The organism is Gloeocapsa sp. DLM2.Bin57, assembly GCA_007693955.1.
Taxonomy (GTDB): domain Bacteria; phylum Cyanobacteriota; class Cyanobacteriia; order Cyanobacteriales; family Gloeocapsaceae; genus Gloeocapsa.
Map to the genome: position 1 here is coordinate 23,980 of RECR01000065.1, position 18,583 is coordinate 42,562.

The 18,583-nt window shown below is 39.7% G+C and carries 14 protein-coding genes and 1 tRNA gene; 7 read left to right on the forward strand and 8 right to left on the reverse strand.

All coding sequences use genetic code 11. The annotated features are described in order from the left end of the window. The first annotated feature begins 19 nt into the window (after positions 1-19). The 4 genes from EA365_07560 to EA365_07575 are packed head-to-tail and all read left to right on the forward strand — an operon-like array spanning position 20 to position 5,363. Positions 20-2,749 carry a cation-transporting P-type ATPase gene (locus tag EA365_07560; GenBank protein TVQ45517.1) on the forward strand — a complete coding sequence of 910 codons (2,730 nt, stop codon included), beginning with the start codon at positions 20-22 and terminating at the stop codon, positions 2,747-2,749. A 42-nt stretch (positions 2,750-2,791) separates the two neighbouring features. After that, the gene (locus EA365_07565) at positions 2,792-4,021 is read left to right on the forward strand and encodes a protein kinase (GenBank protein ID TVQ45518.1); all 1,230 of its coding nucleotides are present in this window, start codon (positions 2,792-2,794) and stop codon (positions 4,019-4,021) included. A gap of 43 nt (positions 4,022-4,064) precedes the next feature. After that, complete coding sequence (locus EA365_07570) at positions 4,065-4,751, forward strand: ATP-dependent Clp protease proteolytic subunit (protein ID TVQ45519.1); 687 nt, start codon at positions 4,065-4,067, stop codon at positions 4,749-4,751. Positions 4,752-4,760: 9 nt separating this feature from the next. Continuing rightward, the gene (locus EA365_07575; protein ID TVQ45520.1) at positions 4,761-5,363 is read left to right on the forward strand and encodes an ATP-dependent Clp protease proteolytic subunit; all 603 of its coding nucleotides are present in this window, start codon (positions 4,761-4,763) and stop codon (positions 5,361-5,363) included. A gap of 6 nt (positions 5,364-5,369) precedes the next feature. Here EA365_07575 and EA365_07580 read toward each other — a convergent pair. The 5 genes from EA365_07580 to EA365_07600 all read right to left on the reverse strand — a co-directional run bounded on the left by EA365_07580 (position 5,370) and on the right by EA365_07600 (position 12,687). Further along, positions 5,370-5,454: transfer RNA gene (locus EA365_07580), tRNA-Ser, on the reverse strand. A 71-nt stretch (positions 5,455-5,525) separates the two neighbouring features. Beyond that, a complete protein-coding gene (locus tag EA365_07585) occupies positions 5,526-10,100 on the reverse strand; it encodes a calcium-binding protein (protein ID TVQ45521.1) in 4,575 nt (1,524 codons plus the stop codon). 86 nt (positions 10,101-10,186) lie between these two features. After that, complete coding sequence (locus EA365_07590) at positions 10,187-11,092, reverse strand: TIGR04168 family protein (protein TVQ45522.1); 906 nt, start codon at positions 11,090-11,092, stop codon at positions 10,187-10,189. Next, positions 11,064-11,678 carry a DUF4126 domain-containing protein gene (locus tag EA365_07595; protein TVQ45523.1) on the reverse strand — a complete coding sequence of 205 codons (615 nt, stop codon included), beginning with the start codon at positions 11,676-11,678 and terminating at the stop codon, positions 11,064-11,066. The genes EA365_07590 and EA365_07595 overlap by 29 nt, the downstream gene beginning before the upstream one ends. Positions 11,679-11,730: 52 nt before the next feature. Continuing rightward, the gene (locus tag EA365_07600; protein TVQ45524.1) at positions 11,731-12,687 is read right to left on the reverse strand and encodes an RNA polymerase sigma factor, RpoD/SigA family; all 957 of its coding nucleotides are present in this window, start codon (positions 12,685-12,687) and stop codon (positions 11,731-11,733) included. A gap of 242 nt (positions 12,688-12,929) precedes the next feature. Between EA365_07600 and EA365_07605 the strand changes: the two genes are divergently transcribed. Beyond that, positions 12,930-13,547, forward strand: a complete 618-nt coding sequence (locus EA365_07605; GenBank protein ID TVQ45551.1) for a histidine phosphatase family protein — start codon at positions 12,930-12,932, stop codon at positions 13,545-13,547. Positions 13,548-13,700: 153 nt separating this feature from the next. Here the strand turns inward: EA365_07605 and EA365_07610 are convergent, their stop codons facing one another. The 3 genes from EA365_07610 to EA365_07620 form a co-directional block, all read right to left on the reverse strand. Further along, positions 13,701-13,919, reverse strand: coding sequence for a type II toxin-antitoxin system HicB family antitoxin (locus EA365_07610; protein ID TVQ45525.1), 219 nt, complete (start codon positions 13,917-13,919; stop codon positions 13,701-13,703). Between the two features lie 276 nt (positions 13,920-14,195). Next, on the reverse strand, positions 14,196-15,473 hold the full coding sequence (locus tag EA365_07615; GenBank protein TVQ45526.1) for a spore maturation protein: 1,278 nt from the start codon (positions 15,471-15,473) through the stop codon (positions 14,196-14,198). A 3-nt stretch (positions 15,474-15,476) separates the two neighbouring features. Further along, positions 15,477-15,734: a hypothetical protein gene (locus EA365_07620; protein TVQ45527.1), complete on the reverse strand. Its 258-nt coding sequence runs from the start codon at positions 15,732-15,734 to the stop codon at positions 15,477-15,479. A 26-nt stretch (positions 15,735-15,760) separates the two neighbouring features. Between EA365_07620 and EA365_07625 the strand changes: the two genes are divergently transcribed. After that, complete coding sequence (locus EA365_07625) at positions 15,761-16,483, forward strand: phosphoribosylaminoimidazolesuccinocarboxamide synthase (GenBank protein TVQ45528.1); 723 nt, start codon at positions 15,761-15,763, stop codon at positions 16,481-16,483. Positions 16,484-16,512: 29 nt separating this feature from the next. Beyond that, on the forward strand, positions 16,513-18,582 hold the full coding sequence (locus tag EA365_07630) for a hypothetical protein (protein ID TVQ45529.1): 2,070 nt from the start codon (positions 16,513-16,515) through the stop codon (positions 18,580-18,582). The last annotated feature ends 1 nt before the right edge of the window (position 18,583 follow it).

Below are 18,583 nucleotides of genomic sequence, written 5' to 3' on the forward strand. Positions count from 1 at the left end.
ATGGAAATAATGCCAAATCATGAATCAAATAAAGGACAACAGCTATCACGAAATTACGGATAGAGAAATATGTCAATTATTTAAGACTAATCTAGATACGGGTTTAAGTCCAGAAGAAGTAGCCAAACGCTATGAACAATACGGAAGGAATGAATTAGAAGTCAAACCAGGAAAACCTGCTTGGTTAAGATTCTTATTACAATTCAATCAACCATTATTATATATTCTGCTGATTGCAGGAACGATTAAAGCCTTTTTAGGATCATGGACTAATGCTGGGGTAATTTGGGGTGTAACGGTTATCAACGCGGTAATTGGATTTGTGCAAGAATCAAAAGCAGAAAGTGCGATCGCCTCTTTAGCTAAAGCAGTTACCACCGAAGCGATTACCATACGAGATGGTCAAAAAATCCGCATTCCTTCAGGAGATTTAGTACCAGGGGATATAGTCATCTTAACCTCGGGAGATAAAATACCCGCAGACGTGAGATTAACCAATATTCGCAATCTACAGGTTGACGAATCTGCTTTAACGGGAGAATCATTACCAGTCAATAAAACCACAGAATTACTCGATGGAGATATACCCTTAGCAGAACGTACTAATATGGGTTATGGAGGGACTTTTGTCACTTTTGGACAAGCTAAAGGTATCGTAGTTGCTACCGCAAGTAATACAGAAGTAGGTAAAATTTCTCAGTCAATGTCAAAACGAGTTAATTTAACTACTCCCCTAACTCGTAAATTTGCTAAATTCAGCAAAACTCTACTCTATATAATTTTAGCCTTAGCTACTTTAACCTTATCTATAGGGATAGGACGTGGTCAAGACTATGTAGAGATGTTTGAAGCTGCTGTAGCTTTAGCAGTGAGTGCGATTCCCGAAGGATTACCCGCGGTAGTTACTATTACTTTGGCGATTGGGGTTAATCGTATGGCTACTCGTAACGCTATTGTACGAAAATTACCTGCAGTAGAAACCCTTGGCAGTGCAACGGTTATCTGTTCGGATAAAACAGGTACTCTCACCGAAAATCAAATGACTGTACAAGCTATTTATACAGGAGGTCAAAGATACAATGTGACAGGAAGTGGTTACAGTCCCGAGGGTGAGATTATCTCTCCAGAATCTGATCAGATTGTATCTGATTTAAATTTTAGCTTGAAAGAATGTTTAATCGCAGGTTTATTATGCAATGACTCTCACTTAGAGAAAAAAAGTAACTATTGGCAGGTAGTAGGAGACCCTACAGAAGGTGCTTTAATTACCGTAGCTGATAAAGCGGGTTTAACTCAGTCTTTTGTTAATAATTCTTTACCTCGTTTAGACTCTATTCCCTTTGAATCTGAGTTTCAATATATGGCTACTTTACACGATGCTAGTCAACCTCATGAGGATACCCCCCGTTTAATCTACGTCAAAGGCTCAGTAGAAAGGATTCTAGCACGTTGTCAGCAGACTTTTGACTCAGAAGGTCAAATTATGCCTATCAATCCTCAATCGATTAATCAAGAGGTAGAAGCAATGGCTTCTCAGGGTTTACGTGTCTTAGCTTTAGCCAGAAAAGTAGCTAATTCTCATCAACATTCCTTAGATCATGATGATTTAGAGGATAATTTGATTTTTCTAGGGTTACAGGGAATGATTGATCCACCACGCCCAGAAGCGATCGCCGCGGTTAGGGCTTGTCAACAAGCGGGTATTCAAGTAAAAATGATTACAGGTGACCATGTGACTACGGCTAAAGCGATCGCTGAACGTTTGGGAATACAGAAAAATGGCGAGTTATTAGCTTTTGAAGGAGTACAAATCGCTAAAATGGATCATCAGCAACAAAATGAGGCGGTAGTTGATGGTGTAGTTTTTGCTAGAGTCGCCCCCGAACAGAAATTACAATTAGTAGAAATCCTCCAATTAAAAGGGGAAGTCGTGGCGATGACGGGAGATGGGGTCAACGATGCACCGGCTTTAAAACAAGCTGATATCGGTATTGCTATGGGAAAAGCGGGTACAGACGTAGCTAGAGAATCGGCTGATATGTTGTTGACTGATGATAATTTTGCTTCTATTAAAGCTGCTGTAGAAGAAGGACGAACGGTTTATCAAAACCTGCAAAAAGCTATTTCTTTTCTCTTACCTGTTAACGGTGGAGAATCCATGACTATTTTGATTAGTGCTTTATTAGCTAGAGATTTACCCATTTTATCTTTACAGGTATTGTGGTTAAATATGATTAATTCGGTGACTATGACCGTTCCTTTGGCTTTTGAACCCTCTTCACTAGGTTTAATGAAGCACCCCCCCCGCAATCCTAATGAACCTTTATTATCGGGTAATCTGGTTAAAAGGGTTTTAGCGATTTCTGTGTTTAATTGGATCTTGATTTTTGGGATTTTTGAATGGATTAGAATTAGTACTGGTAATTTGGATTTAGCTAGAACTATGGCTATTCAAGCTTTAGTAGCAGCGAGAATCGTCTATCTACTCAGTATTAGTCAACTTGGTGTGGATTTAGTTCATAAGTTGCGCGGTATAGCTACTCCTAAAGGTAATGCTTCCGCGATGATTTTGGGTATTGTCGGGGCGATCGCCTTACAGATTTTGTTTAGTCAAGTTCCCTTACTCAATACCTTGTTTAAAACCGTTCCCTTGAATTTAAACCAATGGTTGATTTGCTTGATTCCGATGTTACCGATGATACCTTTGGCGATCGTGGTTAATAAGTTCTTCCCCGCTTACACAAATTAACAAAGATATAATATTAATATATCTCCCCTCTCACAATTAGCCATGAGTCTATGTCTTGTACCAGAATGTCTCGCTAAAAACCCCCCTGAGGCTAAATTTTGTCAAAAATGTGGTTCAAAGCTTTTACTACAAGATCGTTATCGTGGGGTTAAAATTATAGGACAGGGTGGGTTTGGTAAAACTTTTTTAGCTACTGATCAAGCTAAACCCTCTAAACCTTATTGTATAATTAAGCAATCTCTTCCCGATAGTCAAGAGCCAGAATATATCGCCAAAGCCTCTGAATTGTTTAAAAGAGAGGCTCATCGTCTGGACGAATTAGGAGATCATCCCCAAATCCCCGAGTTATTATCCTATTGTAACCATGAAGGGAGACAATATCTAGTCCAAGAATATATCGAAGGTCAAAATTTAGCTCAGGAGTTAGAGAGTAAAGGGGTTTTTAATGAGCAGGAAATACGCGCTTTTTTAGCGGATATTTTGTCAATTTTGCAATTTATTCACTCTCAACAAGTCATCCACAGAGATATTAAACCAGAAAACATCATCAGACGTGCAATAGATAACAAGTTGGTTTTGGTGGATTTTGGTGCTTCTAAGGAGTTTAAACCCAATGTCAGATATAATCATTCTTGCATTGTTGGTACAGCCGAATACGCAGCACCAGAACAAATGCGGGGTGAATCCAGATTCAGTAGTGATTTATATAGTTTAGGGGTAACCTGTTTACATTTATTGACCAACGTTAACCCTTTTGATTTGTTTAGCACTACGGAAAATGATTGGGTTTGGCGAGATTATCTAGCTAAGAATAATCCTATTAGCCATGATTTAGCCAAGATTTTAGATAAGTTAGTACAACAGGCGACTAAAAAGCGTTATCAATCTGTAGAAGAGGTTTTAGCCGATTTAAACCCCGAAGTTAATCAGATTAAACCATTGTACATCAAACCTAAATCCAGTCCCTCACCTGCTGTCAGTCCACAATATGTCAAAGAAAATGTCCAACCAGTAGTCAAAACTAACCCTGTGACTCCTGTAAATGTCCAAACTACAGATCCATCATTGATTACCATCAGAACCGTAATGGGGGTATTTGCCTGTATCGCTCTGGTTGCTAACCCCTTGGGTCTTTTTGTTGGTTGGTTATGTGGTTCTATAGCTGTACAAAAGAACAGAGATTTTTGGTTATGGTTTTTCTTGGGGGGTATTTTTAATTTTTTTGCCGTAATTCTCGTAGCGATTTTACCTTCTCAATCTAAATCTGGTTAAATGTGTCACAATCAAATAAGAGTTACGACTTAATTTATTGATGATGGATTCACCGATTCAAGCTGTACAAGCTCCCTATACAGGGGATGCTTCTTATCGAACCCCTCCACCAGATTTACCTTCTTTACTATTAAAGGAAAGGATCGTTTATCTGGGGTTACCTCTGATTTCTCCTGATGAGTATAAGGATCAGATTGGGATAGATGTTACTGAGTTGATTATCGCTCAATTACTTTATCTTCAGTTTGAAGATCCCGACAAACCAATCTATATGTATATCAATTCCACTGGTACTTCTTGGTATGGAGGAGAAGCTATTGGTTTTGAAACAGAGGCTTTTGCTATTTATGACACCCTTAAATACATTAAGCCCCCTGTACATACTATCTGTATTGGACAAGCTATGGGTACTGCGGCAATGATTTTAGCTTCTGGTTCAAAAGGTTGTCGAGCCAGCTTACCCCATGCGACTATAATCTTACATCAAGCCCGTCAAGGTGCTCAAGGACAAGCAACAGATATTCAAATCCGTGCTAAAGAAGTTCTCGCTAATCGTCAGATGATGCTAGAAATGTTTGCTCAAAATACTGGTCAACCCTTAGAAAAAATTGAGCGAGATACTGACAGAATGTTATACATGAATCCTGAACAAGCTAAAGAATATGGCTTGATTGATAAGATTTTGACTAGTCGTAAAGACTTACCTACCCCTGTACCTTCACTTACTTAAGTTGTTAATATGCCTATTGGTGTTCCCAAAGTTCCCTATCGTTTACCCGGTCAACCCTATAGTGACTGGATTGATTTATATAACCGTTTATATCGAGAAAGAATTATCTTTCTAGGTAGAGGTGTTAATGACGGTTTAGCTAACCAGATTATCTCGGTGATGTTGTATCTAGATTCTGAAGATCCCGGTAAACCAATTTATCTTTATATCAACTCTCCTGGAGGTTCGGTAACCGCAGGTCTAGCTATCTATGATACGATGCAGTACATCAAGTCAGAAGTAGTGACTATTTGTGTAGGTTTAGCTGCTTCTATGGGGGCTTTCTTATTAGCTGCAGGTGCACCAGGAAAACGTTTAGCTTTACCCCATTCTCGGATTATGATTCACCAACCCCTAGGTGGAATACAAGGAAGAAGACAAGCAACAGATATTGAAATCGAAGCTAATGAGATTTTACGTATTCGTGATGAACTTAATCAAATGATGAGTCATCATACTGGTCAACCCTTAGAAAAAATCGAAAGGGATACAGATCGTGATTTCTTCATGTCAGCCGAAGAGGCTAAAGCTTATGGTCTCATCGACAAGGTGATTGAGGAAAGCCCTAATTAGTAGTAACGGAGAGAGGGAGATTCGAACTCCCGGAAGCTTGCGCTTCATCCGATTTCAAGTCGGACGCAATCGACCACTCTGCCATCTCTCCAGACAGGAATAAATCATAACAAAAAAGGGGTAGTTTTGGCTACCCCCTTTTAGTTGATATTTGTTGAGTAATTAGACTATGACAATATCGTTGTTAGTTAAGTCAACACGTCCACTCATCTCTAGTAAGCGAACCTGTGGTAATGGACCACTACCATCGGGATCGTAGAAGAGAACGTTGCGATTACCTTCTTGCTGATAGATAAAGCGTTGTTCTCTGGTAGTTGCACTAGAGCCTATAGTAAACTGATTAGCAGACAGAGTACGTCCTGCTTCTAAACCACCGCCAAAACCTCGGGCAGACACTTCGATTGTATCATCATTAGGTACATAACCAACGATTAAGTCAGGTCCTTGGTCGGGAGATTCGTACACAAAAACATCCTCACCAGGACCACCAACCAAGGTGTCTTGACCAGCTCCACCAATCAGGCGATCGTTTCCTGGACCTCCTACTAAACTGTCATTACCGAGACCACCAATCAAGGTGTCATCCCCATCACCACCTTCGAGGGTATTAGCGTTATCATTACCAATGATCACGTTATCTAGATCATTACCTGTACCATCGATTGCACCGTTGCCAGTTAAGGTAAGGTTTTCTACGTTAGCGGGTAGAGTATAACTAGCTGAAGCCAGAACAATATCAGTTCCTTCCCCTGGTTCTTCGATAATAACATCATTGGAATTATCCACAATATAGGTATCATCACCAGGACCACCTATCATGGTATCTGCACCTGCTCCACCATCAAGGGTGTCGTTACCTGCACCTCCTGTAAGAACGTTATTGGCTTGGTTACCAGTAATTTGGTTGTCTAGTCGGTTACCTGTACCGCTAATATTATTGTTGCCAGTGAGTATGAGGTTTCTGAGATTATCCCCTAGGGTATAGTCGATAGAAGATTCAACTGTACTAACATTATTGCTACTACTTTCGATGACTTCGTCACCTTCGTTATCCACAACATAGGTATTATCACCACCAGGACCACCTATCATGGTATCTGCACCTGGTCCACCATCGAGACGATTATTACCGCTATTACCAGTGAGAACGTTATCGAGATTGTTACCAGTAGCGTCGATGTTGGCTCGACCAGTCAGGGTAATATTATTGACGTTATCTGGAAGTCGATAGCTAACGGAAGCCAATACCTCATCAACGTCTTCGCTGTCGGGACCTTTAGGCTCTTCTATGATTTGATCGTTTTCGTTATCAACGATGTAGGTATCACTACCAGGACCACCAATCATTAAATCAGCTCCAGGTCCACCGTCTAGGGTATCGTTACCTTCGCCACCCTCTAGGGTATCGTCTCCTTCTAAACCTCTTAAAAGGTTGTTACCATCTATAGTAACTATTCTGTTATCAGCTGAGTTACCTGTTACTTCAATATCACCCACTGAAGCAGTAAAAATGATATTTTCTACGTTGCGTGGTAAATCATAGGGTACAGAAGAAAAGATCGTATCAATACCACCATCTCGTTCTTCAACTACCACGTCTCCCTCATGGTCAATGAGATAGGTATCATTTCCAGGACCACCTACTAAGCTATCGATTCCTGGTGTTTCTCCTTCAGGTACAGTACCATCTAGGGTATCATCTCCTTCTCCCCCAATCAGAGTATCGTTACCCGGTCCACCAATCAACAGGTTATTATTAGCATTCCCTGTAATGACGTTATCTAGGGCGTTACCTGTACCATTAACAGCTTCTTCCCCTTCTAAAGTTAAGTTTTCTAAGTTATCGCTGAGTACATAGTCAACAAAGGAAATAACCGTATCTGTTCCACCATTAGGAGCTTCCACGATCGTGTCTTCTGTACTACGAATAATATAGGTGTCATCTCCAGGACCACCTTCAAGACGGTTAGTACCTGCAACACCGTCAAGAGTATCATTCCCTGCACCCCCAATCAGGTTGTTGTCATTTTCATTACCGATAATTTCGTTGTCTAAATCATTACCTGTACCTCGGCTAGCATTACCTGTCAGGGTGAGATTTTCTACGTTAGCGGGTAAAACATAGTCAACAGAAGATATCACTGTGTCTGTTCCTTCGTCGGGAAGTTCTACCACTCGGTCTTGTGGGTTATCGACAATATAGGTATCGTCTCCAGGACCACCTTCCATGACATCTGCACCAGGTCCACCGTCTAGGGTATCATTACCCTCTCCACCAATAAGGGTATCGTTACCTTCTCCCCCTTCTAGAAGGTTATCCCCATCGTTTCCTGTCATGACGTTGTTGAGACTGTTACCCACACTGTTGAGATTTCTGTCTCCTGTCAAGATGATGTTATTGACGTTCTCAACTATGTCATAACTAACTGAACTGATGATGGTATCGATTTCCCCAGGGGCTGCACTTTCTTTGATGACTACATCGTCGGTTCTGTTAACCACAAAAGTATTGCTACCTGATGCAGCGATCATCACATCTGCACCTAAACCACCGTCAAGGGTATCATCTCCTGCTCCACCGATGAGGGTATCATCACCACCACCACCTTCGAGTAAGTCGTTACCTTCTCCTCCTGTGATTTCGTTATCATTATCATTACCAACTAAAGTGGTTGGTCCTTCACCTTCATAGATAATATTTTCTACGTTACGAGGAAGTGTATAAGGAACAGTGGTGATTACTGTATCAGTTCCTTCATCTCTGTTTTCGATGATTACATCTTCAGAATTATTGATGATATAGGTATCATCCCCAGGTCCACCTCTGAGGGTATTTGTACCTTCTCCACCATCGAGGGTATCGTTTCCTTCTCCACCCTGTAAGCTATCGTCTCCTCCTAAACCCTGGAGGAAGTTATCTCGACTATTACCAATAATTACGTTATTAGCTGCGTTACCTGTACCGTTAATCGCTTGTCCTAGTAATGTCAGGTTTTCGAGATTATCTCCGAGAGTATAGTCTATAAATGATTCTACCGTATCGATTTCATTGGGGTCAGTACTACGTTCGATTACTTCGTCTAGTTCACTACGGACAATGTAAGTATTATTACCTCTTCCTCCAACTAAACGGTTACCCCGAGTAACGCCATCTCCACCGTTAGAAGTATCGTCATCATCTCCTTGGTCAGGAGTCTCACCTCCTTCTCCTTGGTCAGGAGTCTCACCTCCTTCGTTTACCTCTTCTTCATTAGAGATACTTAAACTATCATCATCATCTGGTTCATTGATGATGGTATCAGGAACAGGACCACCACCATCTAAGGTATCGTCACCATCTCCACCGATGAGAGTGTCACTTCCTTCTCCTCCAATAAGTAGGTTATTCCCTGCTCCCCCTACGATAAAGTTATCTAAATCGTTGCCTATTCCTACTACATCATCGTCACTAATGATGCTTAATCTTTGGACATTCTCAGGTAGGGTATAATCTACGGTGGTACGAACTTGATCTGTTCCTGTGGGTGATAGTTTGACAACTATATCTTCGGGATCATCTACAAAGTAAACGTTATTTCCCGATCCTCCTATCATACTATCTACACCAGGTCCACCGTTGAGAGTGTTATTACCCTCCCCACCGATGAGAGTATCATTTCCGTCTCGACCTACTAACAGGTTGTTACCGTCGTTACCTACGATTAAGTTATCTAGTTCATTACCTACACCTCTGAGATTGTCATCTCCTTCTAGGGTTAGGTTATGTAGATTGTCTCCTAGTATGTAACTAAATGGTGCTATAACAGTGTTGCGATCGTTTCTATTACCCCTGACTTGAACAATTCTATCTCGACGACTCGAAAGCACATAAGTATCATTTCCTGCTCCACCAATTAACAGGTTTGTACCTTCTACCCCATTGAGGGTATCGTCTCCTACTCCACCTCTGAGGGTATCGTTACCTCCATTTCCTATGAGTAGGTTGTTCCCTCTATTACCATTGATGATATTGTCTAGATCGTTACCTGTCCCATCAATATTTTGATCTCCCTCTAGGCTCAAGTTCTCGACGTTTTCAGGTAAAGTATAGGAAACAAAGGCGATAACATTATCTATCCCTGCGTTCTCTTGCTCTATGATACTATCTTCAGTATTTCTGACTATATAGGTGTCATCTCCTGGTCCACCAATCATGGTATCAGCATCAGGCCCACCGTCTAGGGTATCATCTCCCCCTCCACCGATGAGAGTGTCGTTTCCTCCTTCACCTGAGAGGAAGTTATCACCTCTGTTACCAAGAATTCTGTTGTCTAAGTCGTTACCCGTAGCCGAGAGATTGTCGCGACCTTGTAACTCAATGTTTTCGACGTTGTCAGGTAAAGTGTAATCAACAAAAGCTAGGACTGTATCTAGCCCTTGATTAGGTTGCTCTATGATGATATCGTTAGAGCTTCTCACTAGATAAGTATCGTCTCCTGGTCCACCAATCATGGTATCATTGCCAGGACCACCGTCTAGGGTATCGTCTCCTTCTCCACCCTCTAAACTATCGTCACCTGTTCCACCTTCGAGGATATCATCTCCACCTAGACCAAGAAGAGTATCGTTACCACCTAAACCTCTAATGGAGTCATTACCTTCACCTCCTGTGAGGAGGTCGTCTCCATTTGTACCTTCAATAACAACAAATGACCCTTCTTGGAAAAGTTCCCAGTCTGTTTCTTTAGTATTACTCATAAATTTTTCCTATGACACCACACCGTTAAGATCTTAACTTTTGTCTCGATCAATTTACAACATTTTGGTTTTTTCTGCAATAGTGATTATTTCTGAATATTATAAAATATTTGCTCAGAAATTAATTGATATTTTTCCCCTAACCAAACTAAACTAATTTGGCTAATTTGATAATTTTCTAGATAAACTAGGGAAAAATTGCGCAATTTACCACTTTCTGTCTGTTTAATTCTCGGAACACAAGCAGAATTAAAATAAATTGTTCCATCTAGACTTTTATTGATAGCTTGACGTGATCTTGATTGAGTATGACGTAAACGATGGTGCATATGTCCAAAGGTTACTAATAACACTTCTTTACCCATACCTTTTATTTGCGCGATCGCCTCTGTTAAATCTGGATCGCCAAAGTCCCCACCTAGGGGATGCCAATCTTTACCACAGGAATCTTCTGGTTGATCTCCTAATCCGAATGGTCCATTATGGGCTAAGATAATTAGGCGATCGCCTTGGGTTTGTTTGGCTGCTGTGACTATCTTTTGGGTAGATTCGGTAAAGTTAGTCACTCCGTAACGTTCTTGATAAAATTCGCTATTTTTCCAAGTTGGTCCTCCCCAACTAAAAGGACGACTTCCTACTACAGACAAGTTAAACTCGGGAAAATCTTTTTGACCGTAACCAACATGACTCTCTCCTAATAAGTCTAACTGTTGTTGTACTCTGTCTTCTTTACTATGATCATAAGGACTTTTTTTTCTTCCCCAGTCTGATGCTGTGTACCAAGCGTCATGATTCCCTAAAATCACTGCTTTGGGTAATGGCAACGCGGCTATTTTCTTAACTAATGGGACTACTTCGTTACCAAAATCTCCGACAAATAAAACTAAATCTACCCCTAGATAATCTAGGGCTATTTCGTCTTCTGTTTCCCATTGGTCATGGACGTCGCCTATTATTGCTATCTTAAGTTGTTTCTTTACCTTTTGGCTCATTTTTGGAGAATAATTTGGCTTTGATTTTGGCAAAGTTTAACAGGATATATACAACTAAACTTATTACTAATAATAAAGCAAAAGGAGCTAAAATCGGCACAACTACCACTATTAAGGCTAAAACAGTGGCGCTAATTGCTTCTAGGGTAGCTAGTAAAAAATTAGCTAATCCTCCCGTTAATCCAGTTAAAGCAACACGACCTGCTCCATTGATACCCGCTATAGCGCTAGAAGCTCCACCACCTGCGATTACAGCTATAGTCCATTGCGCCACTGGGTCTAAATCCCCTAAACTATTAGCGGTTAACAAAGTTCCAATTACTAAGGCTAGGGGAATTTGTACCGTATCTAATAGGTTATCTACTACTGGTATATAATAAGCCATTATTTCTACAACGGTAGCTATAGCTAATAAAATCACCGCTTCAGGAGAGCTAACCCATTGAAAATCATCACTAAGTTGAATATTACCAAACAGTGCTCCTAGACTGAGAATTAAAGGAGGGACAAAGACGCGAAATCCAGCCGCTGCACTCAGTGTTACGCCTAAGGTCAATTCTAAAAGAAGTTGCCAATAATTATCCATAATTTTAATTGATAGACAGAAAAAATCCCCTAACTGAGGGGATTAGTTAAATTTAACTAGCGATATATTCACTCATATCAGCTTTACGCTTCCTTAATTTAGCTAAAGCTTCTCGTTCAATTTGACGAACTCTTTCACGAGAGATGTTTAACTGTACACCAATTTTAGATAATGTTAGGGGTTTACCATCTGTTAAACCAAAACGGAGACTAATTACCTCTTTTTGTTGTGGTGTTAAATCAGACATCAATCGTTCTAAATCGAACTGGAGAGACGCATAATTGGCAAAATCTTCGGGTGATTGTCCGCTATCTTCTAACAATTCTCCTAATTCTGTATCGTTATTATCTCCTACGCGTAAATCGAGGGAGAGAGGTTGACGTGCTCTTTCTAGGTATTCTCGCACCTGTTTAGGAGTTAATTCTAACTCTTCGGCTAACTCAGTGATGGTTGCTGAGCGACCTTTTTCTTGAGCTATTTGTCTTTGTGCTTTCTTGATTTTATTGAGTTTTTCGGTTATATGTATAGGTAAACGAATCGTGCGACTTTTTTCGGCGATCGCTCTAGTGATAGCTTGACGTATCCACCAGTAAGCGTAGGTAGAAAATCTATACCCTTTAGTGGGGTCAAATTTTTCTACTCCTCGCTGCATTCCGATTGTTCCTTCTTGGATTAAATCTAGTAAGTCTAAGTTACGCTTGAGATACTTTTTGGCTACAGAGACAACTAAACGTAGATTAGCTTCAATCATTTTACGTTTAGCTGTTTCTCCTGCATAAATTTCTTGGCGTAATTGGCGAACGCTAATGTTAGCAGCTTCTGCCCATTCGGCTTCTGAGATAGTTTTTTGGCTTTTTGCTTCTAATTCTTCTTGGCATTTTTCTAATTCCACTAACCGTTGTACTTGTTTAGCGTAAATAATTTCCTCTTCGTGAGTTAACAGGGGAACTCGACCGATTTCTTTGAGGTAAGCTCGAACTGAGTCAGTTGCGTTTTGAGCAGTTTTCATAATGGGGAGTCTATTCCTCCTAATAGAACACAGTAAGTGTGAGGATATTGAGATAGGAGCTAATATCAGCTTAATTAGTTAATCAAACTTTGAATTCAATTTTTGCTATATTGACTACTGGTATAATGAGTGATAAGTATTTTTACCCAAATCGACTTGATTTCAGCGAAAAACTTACTTATTAACTCTACCTTTACAATAGTACATCAATTCATTAACATTTGTAAAGTTTTTTGAGATTTATTTACATGAGCCAAACCATTTGGATTGCTAGACACGGTAGTCGCCTTGACTTTATCGATTTAAACTGGTTTAATCAAGCCCAGAGACCTTATGATCCTCCTTTAGCTTTAGAAGGAGAAATCCAAGCTCAACAACTCGGGAGAAAGCTAAAATCAGCTACAATAGCCCATATTTTCGCTTCTCCCTTTTTACGTACAGTACAAACTGCTCATATTGTTGCTGATATCCTGGATTTACCCCTAAAATTAGAAGCAGGTTTAAGTGAGTGGCTAAATCCTGACTGGATGTCTTCCCAACCAGAAACACTCCCTCTGGAAATTTTAGCACAAAGTTATTCACGTATAGACAATAGTTACAAATCCGCTGTTATTCCCCAATATCCCGAAACAGAAACACAACTTAATCAACGAGTTAGTATGACTACTAAATATTTAATCGAGAGCTTTTCTGAAGATATACTAATTATTGGTCATGCAGCTTCTGTAGTGGGTAGTGCTAAAACTTTAGTTCCTGAAACTCCAGAAATCAAAACCAGTTTTTGTTGTTTAATACAGATACAGCGTACATCCGAAGGCTGGAAAATGTTATTAAATGGTGATACTAGTCATATAAAATGAGTTAGGTATTAGGTTTTAGGTGGAACGGTTTTAGGGGTTAGGTTTTATATATAATGCTACTTTTGCCTTTTGCCTGAATGTCTCATTCTACATTCGCTCATTCTTCATTTCCCTATTGCTAGCATCCAAGAGTGTCTTATCTTCATTCTTCATTTAGAGAATTTGTAGGGGTTTTGGTTGAGGAATAGGTTGATTTTCTGCTTGCCAGGCTTCTAAATACATTTCGATTACTTCTTCGGCGTTACGAATGGCTTCTAGACGAGTTTTACCATGAGTACAAGGCATGATAACTTGTGCCGAAAACTCAGGAATAGTTACTAAAAATAACTGATCTTCTTGAGACCATTCAATAAGCATACTATATTGATTCATAAATCTTCATTATTTCTTAATTGGTGCAATTCAATGAGTAATTGAGTTAGTTGTCTTTCTAAATAAAGAGGAACATCATCGCCATCTTTACCGTAAATTGTTAAGGTTTTTTTTGATTAAAGGATGCTATCAACGTTCATGACTGCCTTTTCCTCTTTTGGCTAAATAAACAAATCCTTCACGGGCAATTTTTACCTTAACTCTCGTATTTTTCTCGGCATAGATTTAAGATTTTATGCTTATTTGATCATTATTAATGAGCTTAATGTATTTAAATTAACTAAAGAAAATACTCGACCAAAAACAAGCGGATAATAACCCTGCCAAATCCGCGAGAAGTCCAGCGATAATAGCATGACGCATATTAATAATCCCAACGCTACCAAAATAAACGGCTAAGACATAAAAAGTAGTTTCAGTGCTACCCATCATTACTGAAGCCACAAAAGCAGGGTAAGAATCGGGTGATTGCTCTAATAACTCTGTCATCACTCCTAAAGCTCCACTACCAGAAAGAGGGCGAATCAAAGCCATAGGTAAGGTTTCAGGAGGCATATTAATTAGGTTAGTATAAGGATCAAGTAGATTAATCAAGATATCCATAGCCCCAGAAGCGCGAAACATGGCGATCGCCACTAAAATAGCAACCAAAAAAGGAATAATGCTAATAGCTACCTCAAAGCCTTGTTTAGCGCCTTCGGTAACTGCTTCATAGACTTTAACCCCTTTAGCCACACCATAAGCAATGATTAAGAGTATTAGTGCAGGAATCAGCAAATGAGAGAGAATATCGGTTTCTAACCAATTTTGACGACCTAAATTAAAGATAACCGCTATTAAAAAAGCAATCACAAACAACCAAGCGCAAATTCTACCAACTCTACTAGGAGAAGAGAGGAGATGTTGATAATTATTATCTAGATAATAAGCTTCAGAGGAGATAGAATCTTGGATAGGAGAGACTTGACTATTCCAAGTCAAAGAGAAACAAACTACAATAGCGACTATAGTTGATATAAGAGTAGATAATAGAGTAGGTAACCAAATAGCCGCGGGATTAGTAGCATTAGTTGCAGCTCTTATCCCAATTACCGTTAAAGGAAATAAAGTCAAACTAGAAGTATTAATCGCCAAAAACAGACACATAGCATTAGTAGCTACTCCAGGAGTCGGATTAAGTTTATTTAATTCCAACATGGTTTTAATACCTAAAGGAGTAGCCGCGTTACCCAACCCCAAGAAATTAGCAGCAAAATTAAGGGTAATTGCACCCATAGCGGGATGATTGGGGGGAACATCGGGAAATAAGTGGAGCATGATGGGTTTAAGCAACTTAGCGATCGTGTACATTAACCCACCTGCTTCTAAGACTCTGACTAAACCTAGCCACAGAGCCATCACACCGATTAAATTAATAGCTAGAGTAACAGCATTTTTAGCTGCTTCAAAACTAGCCTCAGTTACTTCAGCAAGGCGATCGCCACCTGCACCTACTATAATAGCTATAACCAGGAAAGCAACAAAGATAGTATTAATAGCGCTAGTTTTAGGCATTAGTTACTCTTGAGTGTCAGGTGAATCATTGTTAATATTCAATTCTTTTTTACTTTGTTTAAGCTTTTTCCAGAGTTGCTTAATTTCGTGATAAGCTTCATTAGTAGATATTTTCCCATTGGTTTCTAGATTACAGATAAAGACTACCTTTTGGGCAAATTCTTGTAAATTAGCGTTAAAAACTAAATTTTCAGGGGAGAAACCCCCTCTATAGTTAGCTTTAGGATAGAGAAAATTTTTTTTAGCGAAGTTATCAGTCATAATCTCTCCTTTTTTTTATAATTACTATGTCACAATTAGAGAAACTTTACGAAGGCAAAGCCAAAATAATTTATCGTACTACTGAACCAGAAGTACTCTTAACTTATTTTAAAGACGATGCAACAGCGTTTAACGCTCAAAAGCGAGGTACAATCAAAGGGAAAGGGGAAGTAAACTGTACCGTATCAGCGACTATTTTTAAATGGTTAGAATCTCAAGGAATACCCACCCATTACCTCGAACAAACAAAACCAAATGAAATGCGCGTCAAAGGGGTTAAAATTATTCCTTTAGAGGTGGTGGTGAGAAACATTGCCGCTGGTAGTTTATGTCGTGAGACTGGTTTAGCACTCGGTAGGATCTTACCCCAACCCCTAGTAGAATTCTACCTCAAAAACGACGAGTTGGGAGACCCGTTATTAACGAGCGATCGCTTAGCTTTACTAGAAATGGTTACTAGTGAAGAATTAGAGACAATTAAGCAAATGGCGCTCAAAATTAACTTAGCTTTACAAGAATTTTTTGATAGTTGTGAGATTACCCTAGTAGATTTTAAACTAGAGTTTGGTTTTGATGGTAATAAACAGATTATTCTAGCCGATGAGATTAGCCCTGATACTTGCAGACTCTGGGATCAAAACGAAAGCGATCCCCAAGCTAGAGTTTTAGACAAAGATAGATTCCGACAAGATCTAGGAGCGATCGAAGCGGCTTATCAAAAAGTGAAAACTAGAGTAATTAACCATTAGACTAATTTAAATTAACCTATTTTTGGTGTGTGGAAGTGCCTAAAAACCATTTTTTTCTGTTATTTTTTGCAGTTAGTCTCAGTACAAGCCTATTGACGCAACCAAGTGAAGGGAAAACAATATTAGAGTTAACCAAACCAGGAAAAACTCTCATAGCCCAGAATACCACACTTGAGCCTGAGATATCCCTAATTAAACCAGAAAAAACCCTGATAGCCCAAATACCTAGACCAGAAGCTGATAGTATAACCCTAAACAAACCTGGCAGAAAAGCTTTAATAGCACAAGGAACTACACCTCAAGCAGAGCCAAGAGTATTAGTAGGTGAAGTTAACGTAGTGGGGGTAGATGGAGAACTAGAAACCTTAATCTACAATACCATTCAAACGCGACCAGGAAGAACTACTACTCGTTCACAGGTTCAAGAAGATATTAACGCTATTTATGTAACAGGGTTTTTCTCTGAAGTAGAAGTAGATGTCGAAGATACCCCCTTGGGTGTAAGGTTAACCTTTATAGTAGAAGCTAACCCCATTTTAAGCAAAGTTGCCATTGAAACCGTTCCTTTTGCTGAAGAAGATCGAGCTTTACCAGATAGTTTAGTCGAAGAGATTTTCTCTCCCCAATACGGTAGAATCCTCAATCTCAGAGAGTTACAAGAAGGAATTATTAGAATTAACGAATGGTACTCAGAAAATGGTTATGATTTAGCCCAGGTAGTAGGATCACCCCAAATCTCACCAGACGGGGTAGTTACCCTGATTATAGCCGAAGGGGTAGTAGAAGATATTCAGGTTAAATTTTTTGACGCAGAAAATGAACCAGTAGAGGGAAAAACTAGAGATTTTATTATTACCCGAGAGATTGAACTAAAACCAGGTAATGTTTTTAACCGTAATATAGCTCAAAGAGATTTACAAAGGGTATTTGGGTTAGGATTATTTGAAGATATTCGTTTATCCTTTAGTCCAGGAAGTGATCCTAGTCAGGTCATAGTTAACGTAGAAGTAGTAGAAGGTAGAACAGGTTCAATCGCAGCAGGTGCGGGGATTAGTTCAGCGAGTGGTTTATTTGGAACGATCAGTTTTCAACAACGTAACCTAGGAGGAAACAACCAAACTATAGGAGCAGAAATTCAGGTAGGGCAAAGAGAGTTATTATTCGATGTAAGTTTTACCGATCCTTGGATCGCTACTACCGATGATCGAACTTCTTATACCGTTAATCTGTTCCGACGTCGGTCGATTTCTCTAGTTTATGATGGTGATAATAGTGCGATTAGAACCGCCAATGGAGATGATCGCCCTAGAATAGTGAGAACAGGGGGAGGGATTAACTTTTCCCGACCTCTGACCGAAACCCCTTACGAACGTCCTGTATGGGTATTATCTACAGGGATACAATACGAAAACGTGCGCATTGAAAATGCAGATGGGGATCTTTCTCCTCGCGCGCGTAAACAGGATAATTCCATTAATTTGGCTTTCAGCGATCGCGGTGTGGATGATTTAATTCTGTTACGCTTTAGTGCTACTCAAGACTTACGCAATAATCCTATTCAACCCACGAGTGGTTCTATTTTTAGGGTAGGGATGGAACAAAGTGTACCGGTTGGTTCAGGAAATATTCTCTTAAATAGAGTTAGGGCTAGTTATAGTTATTTTATTCCTGTTAAGTTCCTTAATTTTGAGTTTATGAGAGATAAACCTCAAGCTTTGGCGTTTAACGTCCAGGGAGGGACGGTACTTGGGGATTTACCACCTTATGAAGCTTTTGTCTTAGGAGGTAGTAACTCGGTTAGAGGTTATGCTGAAGGTGAGGTAGGTAGTGGAAAAAGTTATTTGCAAGCTACAATAGAGTATCGTTTTCCCGTTTATGCGATCGTCGGAGGTGCAATATTTTTTGATGCAGGTACAGATTTAGGGACTGCTAGCGGTGTACCAGGGAATCCTTCTGCAATTAGAGATTTACCTGGAAGTGGTTTCGGTTATGGGTTGGGAATTCGGATTCAATCCCCTTTAGGTCCAATTAGAATAGATTACGGTATTAACAATGAAGGAGATGGTCGCATACACTTTGGTATCGGGGAGAGATTCTAAA